The following is a 15,377-nucleotide window of genomic DNA, read 5'->3' as shown; positions in this document are numbered from 1 at the left end:
TTCCATCACACCCTTGCAGAGTAACGGTTTCAGAGCAAACCGCAACGCTGTTTGCTGCGCGCTTCCGCCTCCTCGTAAAGCGAAAACTCGTCGTACACCGCACAGCCGAGCGCGGCTTCGAAGGCATTGCGGCTGGCATTGCCGTGGCTGCGCGCCTGCGTTTCATTGCCAAGATTCGACTGGAAGATCCCCGCCGCACTGACGGGCAGAAAATCCTCGTAGGTGATGGGCTGTGCCACAACCCAGCCGCGCTCGATCAGCGGCTGCGGATCGTCGCCGGGACGAAATGCGTGGCGATGCGCCTCACCTGTCGGGGTCAGACGGTAGCGGAAATAAGCCAGCCGCTGACGGCGCAGGAACATTTCGCTGTCCGGGAAGGCGCTGAAGATCTCGCGCAGGTGAAGCTGGTGGGTCAGGTTGTCTTTGCCGGTCCCGGCCTGATTTAACAGACTGTCGTACAGCTCGCGTCCTTTCGGCGTAAGGGCCACGCCGCGCTGCTCAATCTCACCGAAACGCGCGGTATGGGTGCCCTTGTGTTCTCCCGCGAAAAGCACCGGCTCCTCCAGCGCCTTAAAGCTGGTCTGGCGCAGGAGGATCGGCACCTCGCGGCGCGGCGGGCCTTCTATCAGAATTTTCGGCTCAATGCCGTACTTCGGCATTAGCTCCTGCACCCGGTCGATATCCAGCGTGCGCGGCGTGAGATGGTTGATATGGCACCCCGGGAAACAGACCACGTCGGCAATCAGGCGATGTTCGTTGCTCAACGCCAGATAGGTTTCCTGATCGACCGTCGCATGGCGATGCCAGCGGAAGGTTTCCAGGGCTTCCTGCACAAATTCGCGCGCCTGTGCCTCAGTAAAGTGTCCCTGCGCATCATGCAGGTCGATCAGTTCCAGGCAGCGCGGCGTAAAGATGTTGCGCCGGGAGAGGATCTCCGCCGCCCTTTCGCGCAGCGCAACGTTTTCAATCAGCTCAAGGCGCAGCAGCGAGGTAAAAATGCGAAACGGATTACGGCAGAGCGCCGCATCGTCTGTCGGACGAAACGCCGTCGAGTGGACGGGCACGCCCGCCTGGGAGAGATCGTAATAGCTGACCGGGTACATGCCCATAATGGCGAAGATCCGGCGCAGGGTGGAAAGCTCCTGCGCGGTGCCAACGCGGATCGCACCGTGACGTTCAACATTCAGGCGCGCCAGTTCGTCTGCGTTTGCCAGTTGTTCATGTAAAAGTGGGTTATTTTCCAGAACCGCCAGGTTAACGTCCGCCACCAGTTCCAGCAAGGTGCCGTACTGCGGAACTTCCTGCTGGTACATCGCCGACATAGCCTGCGAAAAGTGTTCCCGAATATCATCAGCCGTGATGGTGTTCGCCATGATGTCATGCCTCCAGTGAATACTACCTGGAGTGTAGAGAAGCCCGTTCCTTTCGTTGGGAAGAATTTACGAATTGTGATCCAGGCAGACCAGTGGTCAAAGCGTGGGCATTTTCGAAAAACGGTTGTAACTCAAATAGATCAAATGTTAAAAATATTTTGCTATCAGGTTATCAAATTCAAACATCTTAACTTGTCACCCGCGTCGCTCTGTTTTTAACATCGCCTATGGAAAAAAATGGTCTGTTCAGTCAGCGCATACGCTTGCGCCATTTGCATACTTTTGTGGCCGTCGCTCAACAGGGAACGCTGGGGCGAGCGGCTGAAACCCTTAACCTCAGTCAGCCTGCACTATCCAAAACGCTGAACGAACTGGAACAGCTTACCGGAACCCGCCTGTTCGATCGCGGCCGTCTGGGCGCTCAGCTTACTCTCGTGGGTGAACAGTTCCTGACGCATGCCGTTAAAGTTCTCGATGCCCTCAATACCGCCGGTCAGGCGCTCAACCGCAAAGAGGAGTCGGCCAGCGACATCGTGCGCGTGGGCGCGCTGCCAACGGCGGCGCTGGGTATACTGCCTGCGGCGATCGGCCAGTTCCACCGTCAGCAAAAGCACGCCACGCTTCAGGTCGCGACCATGAATAACACCATGCTGCTGGCGGGCCTGAAGTCAGGCGAGCTGGATCTGGGTATTGGGCGGATGTCCGATCCGGAACTGATGAGCGGCCTGAATTACGAGCTGCTGTTCCTGGAATCGCTGAAGCTGGTCGTGCGTCCGAATCATCCCCTGTTGCAGGACACCGTGACCCTGAGCCGCGTGATGGAGTGGCCGGTGGTGGTCTCACCAAAAGGAACCGTTCCGCGTCAGAATGCGGAAGCGTTGCTGCAAATGCAGGGCTGCACGCTGCCTTCCGGGTGTATTGAAACGCTCTCGGCATCGCTGTCGCGCCAGCTTACGGTGGATTACGACTACGTGTGGTTTGTGCCGTCCGGCGCGGTGAAGGACGATCTGCGACGCGGCGTGCTTACGGCGCTGCCGGTAACATCGCCCGGCGCGGGAGAACCGATTGGGATCCTGACGCGGGTAGATGCCCCGCTCTCTGAAGGCGCCCAAACGCTGTTAAGCGCCATTCGTAAATCAATGCCTCTCTGACCCTAAACGCAGAACCCGCCGCGAGGGCGGGTCTGTCTTACTCAGAACGTTTCCCAGTTATCACCTGAGACGGCCCCCGCCGGGGTTAAAGGCGCGGATTTCGCTGCGGTTGCAGGGGCTGTAGTCCGTCCAGCCCCTGCCCCGATGAGACGAAACGCGCCAACGGCCTCCGTCAGACGTGCGCCCTGCTCTTCCAGCGAGGCCGCCGCCGCAGAAGCTTCTTCCACCAGCGAGGCATTCTGCTGCGTCACCTTGTCCATCTCGGAAATCGCCTGGCTCACCTGAACAATGCCGCGGCTCTGCTCATCGGACGCCGCTGCAATCTCCAGCATAATATCGGTGACGCGTTTAACCGCCTCGACGATCTCATTCATGGTATTGCCCGCCGCAACCACTTCCCCGGAACCCTGATCGATAAGCGACACAGATTCATTAATCAGGCTTTCAATCTCTTTCGCCGCATTCGCGCTGCGGCTTGCCAGGGTGCGGACTTCACTCGCCACGACCGCAAAGCCGCGTCCCTGTTCACCCGCACGCGCCGCCTCGACCGCCGCGTTGAGCGCCAGTATATTGGTCTGGAACGCGATACTGTTAATCACGGCGGTAATTTCAGAGATCTTCTTCGAGCTGGTGGAAATATTACCCATGGTTTTCACCACGCCGGAGACCATCTGCCCCCCGCGGCTGGCCTTACCGGAGGCATCTTCTGCCAGTTTACTCGCATGATGCGCGTTATCGGCGTTCTGTTTCACCGTCGCGGTGAGCTGCTCCATGCTGGCCGCCGTCTGTTCAATCGCCGCCGCCTGCTGCTCGGTACGGGAAGATAGATCGGTGTTACCCGCGGAGATCTCGCTGGTTCCACGGTAGATCTCCTCCGCCCCTTGCCGCACGGTGCCCACGGTTGTCACCAGCGCGTGCTGCATCGTATGCAGATCGCGCGTCAGGCGGCCAATTTCGCTGCGTCCGGTCGGTTCGTCCGGCATGGTCAAATCGCCTTTTGCGATATTTTCGATACGCGTAGCGGCTCGCTGGAGCGGGTTTATCACCGTACGGCGCAGCACCACAAAGGTGATCACCGCCAGCGCCAGCGCAAGGCCAAACGCGCCGAACATAAACATCAGCCCCAGCCGGGTGCGGGTGTGAGCCTGTGCCGTCAGCGCGTTGGCGCGTTCGGTGCGGATTTTTATCGCCTTCAGCAGCACCGCGTTATAGGCATCGTCCAGCGGACGCGCGGTCTCATTTTCGTGGTTAATAATGGCTTCAAACATGCCATTTTTGGCATATTTCAGCATCGGCTGCATACCGGCGATGTAGGCGTCATAGCGGGCTTTCAGATCGCCATCCAGCGCTTCATCAGCCGGGGTACGAACGGTGCGCTTCATATAGGCGGCAAATCCATCCTGCGACTGCCTGATGCGGATCTCAGCCTCAGCGATGTTTTGTTTCATCGCCTCCATCTCCGCGATACGGCTGGCCGCACCCGCGTGGATCATGTTGATACGGGCGGTGCGTAAATGGTTGGAACTGTTTGACAGACCGGTGCGCACCTGGATTTCTGCCGTGACATCCTGCTGATCGTTATCGGCCTGGAGCAGGAAATAGCCTGCCAGACCTGAGCTCAATGCAAACAGGAGAATAATGCCACCGAGAATGGAGGAAAACAGCGGAACCAGCCGGATGTGATGCAAGAAACTCAGCTTAGGCTGCGCCTGCATCGATGTTGTGTTGTCCATGACCGTCGACTCTCTTATAGGTAAGATGCGTAATAACACGCCTGTAAAAGAGTCATCGGCACGCCAGGGAATTAAATTACGTCTAAAAGCGCCGGACAGGTCACACTTTAGAGAAGATCTGGGAAGAAATGCCAGCGGAAAAAACCGCTGGCAGAATAATCAGTTGTCGCCGAAATGGATAACGGTGCGAATGGATTTTCCTTCGTGCATCAGATCGAAGGCTTCGTTGATCTGCTCCAGCGGCAGGCGGTGCGTAATGAACGGATCAAGCTGAATTTTACCGACCATCGCATCTTCAACCATGGCCGGCAGCTGAGTACGGCCTTTCACGCCGCCAAATGCTGACCCGCGCCATACGCGCCCTGTCACCAGCTGGAAGGGACGGGTTTTGATCTCCTGACCCGCGCCGGCCACACCGATAATGATGCTCTCGCCCCAGCCTTTGTGGCAGCACTCCAGCGCTGAGCGCATTACGTTGACGTTGCCGATACATTCGAAGCTAAAGTCCACGCCGCCATCGGTCAGCTCAACGATCACGTCCTGAACCGGTTTGTCGTAGTCTTTCGGGTTGATAAAGTCGGTCGCCCCCATCTCACCTGCGAGCTTAAATTTCTCCGGGTTGGTATCCACAGCAATGATACGCCCAGCTTTCGCCTGTACCGCGCCCTGGATAACCGCCAGACCGATCCCGCCCAGGCCGAACACCGCCACGGTGTCCCCTTCTTTCACTTTCGCCGTATTATGCACCGCGCCGATACCGGTGGTGACACCGCAGCCGAGCAGACAGACTTTATCCAGCGGGGCCTGCGGATTCACTTTCGCCAGCGAGATCTCGGCGCACACCGTGTATTCGCTGAAGGTGCTGGTACCCATGTAGTGATAAATGGGCTCGCCGTTATAGGAGAAACGGGTGGTGCCGTCCGGCATAAGTCCTTTGCCCTGCGTGGCGCGCACGGCCTGGCAGAGGTTAGTTTTGCCGGATTTGCAGAACTTACACTCGCCGCACTCTGCGGTGTAGAGCGGGATCACATGGTCGCCGGGCTTCAGGCTGGTGACGCCTTCACCCACTTCCACCACCACACCGCCCCCTTCGTGGCCGAGCACCGCCGGGAATACGCCTTCCGGATCGTCACCGGACAGGGTAAACGCATCGGTATGGCAAACGCCGGTGTGGGTAATTTTGATCAGCACTTCGCCTTTCTTCGGCGGAGCAACATCAATTTCAACGATTTTCAGCGGCTGGCCTGGGCCGAACGCGACAGCTGCGCGAGATTTCATGATGTCTTTCCCTTGTTGTGAGGTGTGTGGGTTTATTTTAGATAAGAGCGCAGTAAATGGCCGACTTCCGCCATCCGCACTGCCCGCTGATCCGGGGTGGTCTCCCCCGTCACCAGCTCATCTTTGAGGTGAATTTCGACCATTTCCCCCATCAGACCATTGGCAGCGCCGCGCACGGCGGCAATTTGCTGCAAAATGGCGAGACAGGGATCGCCCGATTCCAGGGCGCGTTCAAGGGCATCAACCTGGCCCCGAATGCGGCGGACGCGGGTCAGAATACGTTTTTTATCTTCGGGTGAATGCGGCATACGCCCTCCTGATACTATAGGGGGGTATTGTATCTGTTAATACGATTTTATGTAAACATGAAGTTTAGTGTGGGTTTTAAGTAGAGCCGTAGGAAATGTGAAAAATCAGCGTCTGGAGTTAATATTGGTGACTCGCTGATATACCAGAAGTGGGCAATCAGTTGCGTCATGAGCGAAAAGTAGATTGGATAAATCCATGGCAGACATGCACTGTCCCTTTAAAATTAACGTGTTGGTTGTTCTTGTTATTAAGTGTAATGCAAGTGTGGTACAGATGAAGTCATACAACGTCATTCTCCCTTAAAAATCCTACTTTTAAAGACTTGTGCAAGCACACTACCCCCCACTAAAGAATGTAGGTGTCATAAGAATACGAAAAAGAATAGACTAATACATGTTGGATATATTTATCTTTGATAACATTTAGCCTGTAGTAAACAAAATAACTCGGATACAGCATGTTCGGACAGAAAACATTGCTGAAACTGGTTCGGATCCGGTTTATCTAATAGAACTTCTATACACTTTGATAAATATTACTATCACAATTGGGTTTCACAAATTGAATTCGGATCACAACGCTTCATCATTAAGGAATGACTAAGTATGAAAAGAATTGTTCTCGCCTCTTTGGTTTTAGCTTTTTCGTTATCTGCTAACGCAAATCAATTAAGCATTGATGACCAAATTAATAATGCTTGCGCTAAGGCCTTAAGCGGTGACAAAGAACCTTTGGGTGACTTCCCGCCAGATAGTTATGCTGCAACAGTCAGTCCGAAAGTTAAAGATGCTTACAACGAAGTTTTAAAATCTCGGTCCTCTATTGTAAACGATCAGAGTTTACAGAATGCAACCAGTTGCGCCAACCTTGTTAGAGATAAACTGAAATCAAAAGGTGAGTACACAGAAGAAAAATAATTGCCAGGGTGGAGAAACAGCATTTTTTGTGGAACTGAACGCTTTCTCTATCAGAGTTCGTTCTTAAAAAAACATCGACAAGATAGTTCCGCAGCTGTGTTTTCCACCTCTCGCTGGTCCCTCAATACCCTAACATCCCGTTGCCTGAAGGCACCCTCCGTAATGACAGCGCCCGCCTAAACAGCACAGACGAGGCTGACGATATTTACGCTTTCGTCTCGTCGTGACCAACCCTATTTAGCTCAAAATGTTAAAAATCCGCACTTATATGGCACAATGTGAACAGAAATAACATTCTCGTCACCTAACATACTCGCTACAAACAAAATGGTGGTGTTAATGATTGTACTAAAGAGCTTTTTATTCTTCGTTGGCGCAGCAGCCGCCTGCGCACTTATTGTACTGTGTCTTTGGGTTGATATGCGGTTTGTCGGCCATGATATTCCGGAATTATCACTGACCGAAATTATGCAGGAAACGGTATTAGCGACTATTGTCTTTCTCCATTTTCGTCTGGCGAAAATGGACGAATCCATGCGTTACTGTAATATTCTGGTGGGCGGATTTTTCCTGACAATGCTAATTCGTGAACTGGACGCGCTTTTTGATCTCATTTCTCATGGGAGTTGGGTGTGGTTCGCGCTGATTACCTCTCTGCTGGCGTTAATTCGCCCCGTTATGCATTTTCGCGCTACCCTGGTACAGCTGGCAAAATATACCCAATCCCCCTGGTACGGCATTATGTTGAGCGGCCTGCTGGCTGTACTGGTCTTCTCCCGCCTCTTTGGAATGCAGGTGCTGTGGCACGACATCCTGGAGCATGGCTATATGCGTGTCGTGAAAAACGCCGTGGAGGAAGGTTCGGAATCATTCGGCTATATGCTGTGCCTGGCCGCATCCCTTGGCTATTACGTTACCTTTCGCACTCACGCACGGCAGAAACAGTCTCTTCGCGCTGCGTAGAGAACGACATTTTTTGGACTTTATGGTGGTCATGTAAGAAAGACATGTCCTAAAAAGGGTCAATCTGCCGTCGATTTCAGCGAATTCTCGCTCACTCCTGCAATCAGCGTCTATCCTTAGACTACCAACAAAAGGAGGCTGGAATGTCTGATTTCGACACTGATAAAAATGCACAGTACGCTGGCGATAAAGCCAAAAACAAACTTGATGAATTATCCGGCTCTGCGCAGCAGCAGTTTGGTGAATTCGTTGATTCCCCTAAACACCAGGTGAAAGGTGCAGCGAAAAAATATGCTGCCCAGGCCAGTGATGCCGTCTCGGATGTCACTGAAGCCGTCAGAAACAATCCCTTAACGGGCTTAATCGCTGCGGGTGCGGTAGGTATCGTTCTGGGACTTCTGCTGGGACGTAAATAATTTCAGGCCCTTCGGGGCCTTTCCTATTCCCCTCTTTCCTGCTCTTTCCCCCCCTATTGTTGATAGTTTTCCTGACAAAAACACGATCCACGTGAAAAGTTGTACAATTTTAATGTACAGATTTGATCGAATAGTATAAATTCAATGCCACTGATGTTACAAAATTGTTTGTTAACGGTGGAAAATTATGCGTCGCAACCATGCTCCCTCTACAGCAGAAAGCGCTATCACCTTGTATTTTAACAAGGATAACGTCCCAACACAGCAGGAAACCCTTGGTGCTATCGTCAGTGAGATCATCAAAGAAAATGTACAACTGAGCAGAATGACAATCTGTACAAAGCTGTTGCGCAGAATTGAAGAGTCAACGTCTGACGTTGAGAAAGCGCACTATAACGGTCTGATAGCCCTCTTCTTCGAGCGTTAACCTGAACACTGTTTTTTTAACTTACTAAGTTAGTCATGCTGAGTGAGAATAGAGCTCCTGAATGCGATGACTAACCCCATGCTACAGCCTCCTGCGTGTAGCAGAGTGAGATTGAAGCTATGCATAGAACTAAATTTGAACGACTTAAGGATGACCTTATCGGTGAGGCCGTATTATCCATACTGAAAGAGAACGGACCTATTACCTTTGCGTCTCTTGCTGGTCGCCTGCGGGCGATGGCTAACGTTGAATCAAATGATGAACGCAAAAATGCATTGATTGCCGCTGAAGATGAAGTACGCCAGCGTGTAACCGGCGTATCGCACGACCGGGGAAGAGTGATGGGCGATTATGATATTGGGCGCATGCGCTCTCTCTTTACTCACAACACGCTTCTGACCCCAGACAAGAAACACTAATTTTAACCGAAACGGTGACCACCATGAGTAAAGCGATTATGCAGCAAACGTATAATTTTGAAGCCCTGCAGGATAAAGGACTGGCGGAACATTTTCTTAATGCTGGAAAGCATCTCAGTGGTGAGGTTGAAGTGTTGGGCTCGGCAATACGCTGTATTATGCTGACCGGTGACAATCTCTCAAATAAAGAGATTATCCTGCAACTGATTCACGCCCTCGAAATTACCGAGGAGCCCGAAGCCTGCGATGTCATTCGAAACACGCTTGAAATTGTTGTCGGTTTTACGCGCGATGATATCTGATAACAGATTATTGCCCTGGTGAGTGACTGTTTTTGCTGGTGGTCGAAGAGTTAAGTCTGTCGTACCACCAGTATAGTGAAGCCATTAACTAAATAGCCGTACCATTCGATCCAGCTCTTCTTCTTTAACCGCCCGGGAAAGATAATATCCCTGGAAGCGCTTAACCCCTAATGCGACAAGTTTTTCAAATTTTTCTTCGCTATCGACGCCTTCCGCAACGCATTCCCTTCCCGTCATGTCGCTGTATATCTGTATCGCTTTAATAATGCTATTGTCATTGTCGTTAGCAACAAAGTGCTCAACTATATCGCGGTCAAGCTTCAGTCCATCAAAATTAATCTGTCGGATGGGTAACATAGCGTAATCTCTGGAAAAGCAATCATCCAGAAACAGCCGACACCCCTCGGCGCGTAAACGCTGGAGAGTGACAGGAATATTTGGATCCTTTGTTACATCAATGGTTTCAGCTAATTCGAAGACAAGTTTCCCGGCCCACTGCGGCTTCAGTAACATTTCAACGGCTTTTTTCGCCATTCCCGGCAGCGCATTCCCGGCAGCCAGTTGAGGAGGAATATTAACCGAAAAATAATATTTTCCATTGTATCTATTGATACCTGATACGGCCGCGTGAATGACTAACGCCGTCAGCTTGAGCCAAATTTCGCCATTTTTTATCCCATCCAGAAATTGGCCTGGTTTCAGGACCTGACCGTTTTTATGCCAGCGCAGCAGAATTTCAAAGCCTACTCCTTTTTTATCGCTATCGGTAATAATTTGATAAGCCGCAAAGATTTCCCGCTTATGTAACGCCTGCAATATATTTATTTCTGCTTCCGAAAACCCCTGCGCTTTGTTCTTTACTGCACAGACCTCATCCCTTAAGACACGTGCATCGCTAAACCACACTCTGATAAGATATAATTTACCCAACCCCACTTTACGATGAGTATAAATGGTTTTATCTGACAAACCTAACCTCGCTGACTGCTCTTTTATCGAAATACCTCGATAAAAATTCAGCAATACGATTAATTCACGTTTTGATAAACCATGCAGGCTTTCCTTACCTTCTTTCTCAGGTCCTTCACGCAATAAACGTGACGAATCGGCATGTACTTCAGAAATATTCTCTACACAATTCATTACCTCTGAAATATTCGCCACCCTGATCCTCGACAACGATCTGGTATTATTAACGAGACTTTTCAGCGTGGCATAAAGCCACCTTTCTGGTATTGCACCATACAGGGTCACGCTACAAATAACCGGCAGTGCATTCAGAACCGAGACCAACCGTTTCAGGCTTTCAAGAAAGGCAGTCACGTCGCGACCAAGAAAAACAGAAATATCAGGCTGTTGATTTTGCATCATTTTTTGCACATCACCTGAGCAAACTTCATCATCTTCAAAATGGAGCCGCGTGACGTTTACGCCACGAGACTTGAGAAGCAGGCTATACCCCTCGAAGGTGAAACCGCAGGCTGAAATAACGAATCGTTGCTTGTAGCAAGTACCTTGCATAAAAGGTAAGTTTTGAGACATAACCTGCTCCTGAGAATGCAAACATCATTCCCAAATGTGATTAAAGCCAATATTCTTTGTCGCATTGAATAATTTTACCGCACCCCATTTGGTTAATAAACCGTTATCAATGTTATGCACGGGAACATCTTTGCGTTAATCAACCCACTCATCCATATGCAGCATAAATATTACTTTCTTTTCATATAACGACAGTAAATATGCACTTCACAAGGTATAATGAAAATTCCGAAAAAGAAGACCGGACACTTCATCTTATCGGCCCAGACAAAAAGAGAAAATGCCATGGATAATCACATTTCATCCAGGGCTTTGCTACATCGAAGGGATGTTATTAAAAACAACCCGCGATTTGGTGAAGCTATAACAGAGCACTACAGAATCAATGATGCCATTTATAAAAAACAACCCTTGTTCTACAAAACGATGCTTCAGGAATCACGCTTCAACATAATACTGTCAATGTGTTGTTTTGTTTTTGGTAATCAGGCTGAATCAGTTTCAGAGATAAAGGCACTGTGTACCCGCTATAATATCGCCAGTCCTAACAGTGTTATCGCGATCATCACCATACTTAAGACCACCGGGCGAATTAAGACCTGGCGCTGTACCGAAGATCGCCGAAAAACAAAAATCGCGCCAACGGAAAAAGGACTGGATGAGCTGAAACGCTATATGTCTGGGGCATTTACGCCTGTCAGCATTCTTTATCCGACATTCAACATTAATGTTAACCTTCTGGACAATGACATTTTGAGGCACAACTTTTTCCGGCGCGCCGCAGAGTACCTTTTCCGCGGATTAACATTCAGGAAAGTGCTTCCGGAGGTGGGTTTATTTATTGATAAGGATGGTGGCCGAATGATTATGCTCTATCTCTATTTGCAGGCCATTAAAAACAAAACAGCACACGGTGCCATAATAGCGTATTCAGCCAGCACACTGGCAAAAGAATTTTTCGTCTCGCGTATCCACGTCAACCGCATTATCAAATCGGCGCAGGAGGCAGGTTACCTTAAAGATCGCGGCGATGGCCGGATGTCAATTTACCCGGCCTTTATCGAGCTGGTCGAAAATTATGCCGGATTATATTTTGCGTATGTCACACATTACATTAATGTGGTACCAAAAGAACGACGCCATGTTGTCAACATGACGCCTACACTCTGATCTGACGGGCGTTCGGTTTGCTGAACGCCTTTTTTATCGCTCGCGCAGCGCCTCTTTTGCCTTATTCAACGGTTTCAGCAGATAATCAATGACGGATTTACTGCCGGTTTTGATATCAACTGTGGCTATCATGCCCGGGAACACCGGGAATTCCTTGCCCTGCCTGTTGGTCAGATGGTTACTGTCCGTACGGATATAAACGCGATAATAATAAACATCCCGTTTAACCTCGTCCTGAAGGGTATCCGGGGAAATCATCGTCACCTCCCCTTCCAGCCCGCCGTAGATGGAGTAATCATAGGCGGTGATTTTCACCAGCGCTTTTTGCCCGGGATGGATAAACGCGACATCGCGCGGCGAGATTTTCGCTTCTATCACCATCTGGTCATCAAGCGGTACCAGGCTCATCAGTTTGCCGTTCGGCGGGATCACTCCGCCCACCGTCGTCACGTCAATGTCCTTCACGATGCCACGCACCGGCGCATTAAACGTTAAGCGGGTGAGTGAATCTTCGCGTCCTTTCATGACCGAACGCTGCGCTTCCATTTCCGCGTTCGCTTTTGCCAGTTCTTCGCGGGCGCGAACGTAGTACTGGTTTTTCATTTCGGTGATTTTGCTCTCCAGCTCATTTTTTTGACGTTCAAGGCGTAAGACTTCGACCTTACTGGCCGCCCCCTGCGTCACCAGCGGGCGCGTTAATGCCAGTTCACGCTGCACGAGATCTGCTCCCTGGCGTAAACCCGCCAGCCCTTTTTCAAGGCTTTCGCGACGTGACTGATAAAGCGCCGTTTCCTGTTTGACCAACTCAACGTCGTCATCCAGCTCTGCCGGGAATGTCAGCCCGGTGTCGTTCACCTCAGCATTCAGACGCGCGGCCGTCGCCATCGCGGCGTTTAATCGAGACTCGCTCTCCAGCACGCTGGACTCGGTTTTCGTCCGGTCCAGTTGGGCAAGCTGTTGACCACGCTCGACGATATCGCCCTCGCGCACCATCAGACTGTGAATAATCCCTCCTTCAAGGGACTGGATCACCTGCTCGTGAGAGGACGGGATCACCTTGCCGCTACCCGTCGTGACCTCATCCAGCTGGAACAGGCTGGCCCAGGTAATAAAGACCACCAGCAGGGCAAACAGCGACCATGCCACCAGCGACGAACGCGGCAGGCGCGGCTCCTTGAGCCGGCTGTTAAAGCGGGAGAAATCATTCATGCCACGCCCTCCGTTTTCAGTTTAACCGTGCGCTGCGGCGCCTGCTGCGGGGCCATTCCGTGCTGGCGTAAAATGGCATCACGAGGGCCATCCATCACCACTTTGCCGTTTTCCAGGACGATGATGCGGTCAACCAGGTCCAGAATCGGCAGACGATGCGTCGCCACCACCAGCGTCCGGCGCTTACCGAGCCACTGGTGCAGATGCTGGATAAACTGCTTCTCGCTGACCTCATCCAGCCAGGCGGTGGGTTCATCCAGCAGCAGAATATTCGGCGAGGTGATCAACGCGCGCGCCAGCAGCAGCGCCTGACGTTGCCCGCCGGAAAGCCCCGTTCCGCCCTCATTGATGATGGTGTTCAGCCCCATTTTCTGCTTGCGCACAAACTCCAGCGCGCCGCTGTTGACCAGCGCCTGATGGATTTCCTCGTCTGTCGCCAGCGGATTACCCATCAGGATGTTGTCACGTACGGAGCCGAAGAACAGCCGCGCCTGCTGGCTGAGCAACTGCATGTCGCGGCGCACGTCGGCCGGGTCAAGATGATTGAGAGCAATATCGTCCAGCAAAATGCTGCCCTGCTGTGGCTCCTGCATTCCCGCCAGCAGATGCAGCAAGGTGCTTTTCCCCGAACCATTCCGCCCGAGCACCGCCACGCGCTCCCCGGCGCGAATGCGCAGTTTGCTGATATTCAGCACGGTAAGCTTCTCTTCTTCGTCGTAATAAAACCCGACGTCGTCCAGCCGATAATCACCGCGCAGATGGGCTTTATGCACTTTTTTGCCGTGCTGGGGATCGTCAATCGGGCGCTGCATCAGGTCATCCAGTCCCTTGCGGGCCACCTTTGCCGACTGCCAGCGGGAGAGCACGCCGGAAATCTGCGACAGGGGCGCGATGGTGCGGGACGCCAGAATCGAGGTCCCCACCAGCGCACCGGTGGTCATGTCGCCGCTGATGACCAGATAACACCCCACCAGCAGCACCACGGCGTAGACGATAGACTGCACCTCCTGGGTCCATGTCAGCAGCAGCCCCGTCAGCCAGCGCTGCTTCATGCCGACGCTCGCGGCAACGTCATTGGTGTTATTCCACTGGTTCTGGAACCGCTGCTCGGCGCGCATTAGCTTGATGTCCTCAAGCCCCTGCACCGCTTCCACCAGCGTGGCGTTACGAATCGCCGATTCACGCATCCCTTCGCTGGAGAGTTTTCCCAGCGGGCGCTGCACCAGCAGGCCGGGAATGAGCAGCAGCGGTACGGCCAGCAGCACCACCAGCACCAGCGGGCCGCCAATCATCCACAGAATGAAGACGAACAGCAGGAAGAACGGCAGATCGGAGATAGCGGCAATGGTGGTGGAAGTGATCAGCTCCCGCACCGACTCCAGCTCGCGGATCTGGGCGATAAACGACCCGGTCGATTTCGACCGTGCGCCGTTTTTAATCCTCAGGGCGTGGGCAAACACGCGCTCGGAAATACGCAGGTCGGCGCGTTTCCCTACCACGTCCGAAATATGCACCCGCAGCATGCGCATGATGAATTCAAACACGATGGCGATCATCACACCGCCAAACAGCACCCACAGCGTGGCCTCCGACTGGGACGGCACCACCCTGTCATACACCTGCATGGAAAAGACCATGCCGGAGAGCGCCAGCACGTTGGCGACCAGCGCCACCAGCATTATGTCGCTGTAACGACGCCAGTCTTTCAGCGCCAGCTGCCAGAACCAGTTTTTCTCATAGGGTTTGATGTAATCATCCACGCGCGCATCCGGCGTGGACTCCAGGGGACGCAGCACCATCAGCCCCTTTAACCGCGAACCGAGTTCGTCGCGCGTCAGCGTCGTCTCCAGGCCCCCGTCGCCGCTAAACTGCACGCTGACGTTCCCTTCGTTGTCCATACGGTTGATGACCGCAATTTGCCCGCCGCTGAACTCCGCCAGCAGCGGTAAACGCCACGGATCGAGCGCTACGGCTCCCGCCGCCACCCAACGCATCCCCAGCCCAAGCTGGCGCGCCATCTCCTCCAGCACCAGCTGGCGTGGAGACTGGCTTTCATGGTTAATCGTGACCCGAACATGCTCCGCCGAAAAATCCAGCCGATAATATTTCGCGATGATGAGCATGCCCTGCAACCAGGGTTCGTACTGTGGATGTGTCTTCATAATGCT

15 protein-coding genes are annotated in these 15,377 nt (G+C 52.4%); 8 read left to right on the top strand and 7 right to left on the bottom strand.

Annotation, left to right across the window (positions count from 1 at the left end; genetic code table 11):
• Positions 1 to 29: 29 nt before the first annotated feature.
• The gene (locus IM290_RS10890; protein WP_017384005.1) at positions 30 to 1,373 is read right to left on the bottom strand and encodes a VOC family protein; all 1,344 of its coding nucleotides are present in this window, start codon (positions 1,371 to 1,373) and stop codon (positions 30 to 32) included.
• 227 nt (positions 1,374 to 1,600) lie between these two features.
• Here IM290_RS10890 and IM290_RS10885 point away from each other — a divergent pair, with 227 nt between their 5' ends.
• Positions 1,601 to 2,524: a LysR substrate-binding domain-containing protein gene (locus IM290_RS10885; RefSeq protein ID WP_015570563.1), complete on the top strand. Its 924-nt coding sequence runs from the start codon at positions 1,601 to 1,603 to the stop codon at positions 2,522 to 2,524.
• Between the two features lie 41 nt (positions 2,525 to 2,565).
• Here the strand turns inward: IM290_RS10885 and IM290_RS10880 are convergent, their stop codons facing one another.
• From IM290_RS10880 to IM290_RS10870, 3 genes are all read right to left on the bottom strand, one after another.
• The gene (locus IM290_RS10880; RefSeq protein ID WP_193042182.1) at positions 2,566 to 4,257 is read right to left on the bottom strand and encodes a methyl-accepting chemotaxis protein; all 1,692 of its coding nucleotides are present in this window, start codon (positions 4,255 to 4,257) and stop codon (positions 2,566 to 2,568) included.
• A gap of 159 nt (positions 4,258 to 4,416) precedes the next feature.
• Positions 4,417 to 5,535 (bottom strand): S-(hydroxymethyl)glutathione dehydrogenase/class III alcohol dehydrogenase, encoded by a 1,119-nt coding sequence (locus IM290_RS10875; protein WP_193042183.1) that lies wholly within the window; start codon positions 5,533 to 5,535, stop codon positions 4,417 to 4,419.
• Between the two features lie 32 nt (positions 5,536 to 5,567).
• Positions 5,568 to 5,843, bottom strand: coding sequence for a metal/formaldehyde-sensitive transcriptional repressor (locus IM290_RS10870; RefSeq protein WP_003857256.1), 276 nt, complete (start codon positions 5,841 to 5,843; stop codon positions 5,568 to 5,570).
• A gap of 606 nt (positions 5,844 to 6,449) precedes the next feature.
• Between IM290_RS10870 and IM290_RS10865 the strand changes: the two genes are divergently transcribed.
• The 6 genes from IM290_RS10865 to IM290_RS10840 all read left to right on the top strand — a co-directional run bounded on the left by IM290_RS10865 (position 6,450) and on the right by IM290_RS10840 (position 9,288).
• Positions 6,450 to 6,761, top strand: a complete 312-nt coding sequence (locus IM290_RS10865) for a hypothetical protein (protein WP_047062800.1) — start codon at positions 6,450 to 6,452, stop codon at positions 6,759 to 6,761.
• Positions 6,762 to 7,100: 339 nt separating this feature from the next.
• A complete protein-coding gene (locus IM290_RS10860; protein ID WP_193042184.1) occupies positions 7,101 to 7,724 on the top strand; it encodes a transporter in 624 nt (207 codons plus the stop codon).
• Between the two features lie 143 nt (positions 7,725 to 7,867).
• The gene (locus IM290_RS10855) at positions 7,868 to 8,140 is read left to right on the top strand and encodes a YqjD family protein (RefSeq protein WP_003857263.1); all 273 of its coding nucleotides are present in this window, start codon (positions 7,868 to 7,870) and stop codon (positions 8,138 to 8,140) included.
• Positions 8,141 to 8,327: 187 nt separating this feature from the next.
• Positions 8,328 to 8,567: a regulatory protein YcgZ gene (gene ycgZ, locus IM290_RS10850; protein WP_003857265.1), complete on the top strand. Its 240-nt coding sequence runs from the start codon at positions 8,328 to 8,330 to the stop codon at positions 8,565 to 8,567.
• Between the two features lie 119 nt (positions 8,568 to 8,686).
• On the top strand, positions 8,687 to 8,986 hold the full coding sequence (locus IM290_RS10845) for a hypothetical protein (protein ID WP_032669919.1): 300 nt from the start codon (positions 8,687 to 8,689) through the stop codon (positions 8,984 to 8,986).
• A 23-nt stretch (positions 8,987 to 9,009) separates the two neighbouring features.
• Positions 9,010 to 9,288 (top strand): biofilm development regulator YmgB/AriR family protein, encoded by a 279-nt coding sequence (locus tag IM290_RS10840; RefSeq protein ID WP_193042185.1) that lies wholly within the window; start codon positions 9,010 to 9,012, stop codon positions 9,286 to 9,288.
• Between the two features lie 84 nt (positions 9,289 to 9,372).
• On the opposite strand, the gene IM290_RS10835 is transcribed toward IM290_RS10840, so the two are convergent.
• On the bottom strand, positions 9,373 to 10,830 hold the full coding sequence (locus tag IM290_RS10835) for an EAL domain-containing protein (RefSeq protein WP_193042186.1): 1,458 nt from the start codon (positions 10,828 to 10,830) through the stop codon (positions 9,373 to 9,375).
• Between the two features lie 285 nt (positions 10,831 to 11,115).
• On the opposite strand from IM290_RS10835, the gene IM290_RS10830 reads away from it, so the two are divergent.
• Entirely contained in the window at positions 11,116 to 12,000 is an 885-nt protein-coding gene (locus tag IM290_RS10830) for a hypothetical protein (RefSeq protein WP_063864007.1), read from the top strand.
• Positions 12,001 to 12,033: 33 nt separating this feature from the next.
• Here IM290_RS10830 and IM290_RS10825 read toward each other — a convergent pair whose 3' ends face one another.
• Positions 12,034 to 13,209 carry an HlyD family type I secretion periplasmic adaptor subunit gene (locus IM290_RS10825; RefSeq protein ID WP_032104109.1) on the bottom strand — a complete coding sequence of 392 codons (1,176 nt, stop codon included), beginning with the start codon at positions 13,207 to 13,209 and terminating at the stop codon, positions 12,034 to 12,036.
• Complete coding sequence (locus tag IM290_RS10820; protein ID WP_193042187.1) at positions 13,206 to 15,371, bottom strand: type I secretion system permease/ATPase; 2,166 nt, start codon at positions 15,369 to 15,371, stop codon at positions 13,206 to 13,208. The genes IM290_RS10825 and IM290_RS10820 overlap by 4 nt, the downstream gene beginning before the upstream one ends.
• Between the last annotated feature and the right edge of the window lie 6 nt (positions 15,372 to 15,377).

Source organism: Enterobacter cloacae complex sp. S1, assembly GCF_014930525.1.
Lineage (GTDB): Bacteria > Pseudomonadota > Gammaproteobacteria > Enterobacterales > Enterobacteriaceae > Enterobacter > Enterobacter hormaechei_C.
Note: the sequence above shows the minus strand (reverse complement) of the source record. Positions and strands in the feature narration are given on the sequence as shown.

Excerpts from the sequence above, each read along its gene's own strand:
- IM290_RS10890 (WP_017384005.1), bottom strand. The coding sequence starts at position 1,373 with ATGGCGAACACCATCACGGCTGATGATATTCGGGAACACTTTTCGCAG.
- IM290_RS10885 (WP_015570563.1), top strand. The coding sequence starts at position 1,601 with ATGGAAAAAAATGGTCTGTTCAGTCAGCGCATACGCTTGCGCCATTTG.
- IM290_RS10880 (WP_193042182.1), bottom strand. The coding sequence starts at position 4,257 with ATGGACAACACAACATCGATGCAGGCGCAGCCTAAGCTGAGTTTCTTG.
- IM290_RS10875 (WP_193042183.1), bottom strand. The coding sequence starts at position 5,535 with ATGAAATCTCGCGCAGCTGTCGCGTTCGGCCCAGGCCAGCCGCTGAAA.
- IM290_RS10870 (WP_003857256.1), bottom strand. The coding sequence starts at position 5,843 with ATGCCGCATTCACCCGAAGATAAAAAACGTATTCTGACCCGCGTCCGC.
- IM290_RS10865 (WP_047062800.1), top strand. The coding sequence starts at position 6,450 with ATGAAAAGAATTGTTCTCGCCTCTTTGGTTTTAGCTTTTTCGTTATCT.
- IM290_RS10860 (WP_193042184.1), top strand. The coding sequence starts at position 7,101 with ATGATTGTACTAAAGAGCTTTTTATTCTTCGTTGGCGCAGCAGCCGCC.
- IM290_RS10855 (WP_003857263.1), top strand. The coding sequence starts at position 7,868 with ATGTCTGATTTCGACACTGATAAAAATGCACAGTACGCTGGCGATAAA.
- ycgZ (WP_003857265.1), top strand. The coding sequence starts at position 8,328 with ATGCGTCGCAACCATGCTCCCTCTACAGCAGAAAGCGCTATCACCTTG.
- IM290_RS10845 (WP_032669919.1), top strand. The coding sequence starts at position 8,687 with ATGCATAGAACTAAATTTGAACGACTTAAGGATGACCTTATCGGTGAG.
- IM290_RS10840 (WP_193042185.1), top strand. The coding sequence starts at position 9,010 with ATGAGTAAAGCGATTATGCAGCAAACGTATAATTTTGAAGCCCTGCAG.
- IM290_RS10835 (WP_193042186.1), bottom strand. The coding sequence starts at position 10,830 with ATGTCTCAAAACTTACCTTTTATGCAAGGTACTTGCTACAAGCAACGA.
- IM290_RS10830 (WP_063864007.1), top strand. The coding sequence starts at position 11,116 with ATGGATAATCACATTTCATCCAGGGCTTTGCTACATCGAAGGGATGTT.
- IM290_RS10825 (WP_032104109.1), bottom strand. The coding sequence starts at position 13,209 with ATGAATGATTTCTCCCGCTTTAACAGCCGGCTCAAGGAGCCGCGCCTG.
- IM290_RS10820 (WP_193042187.1), bottom strand. The coding sequence starts at position 15,371 with ATGAAGACACATCCACAGTACGAACCCTGGTTGCAGGGCATGCTCATC.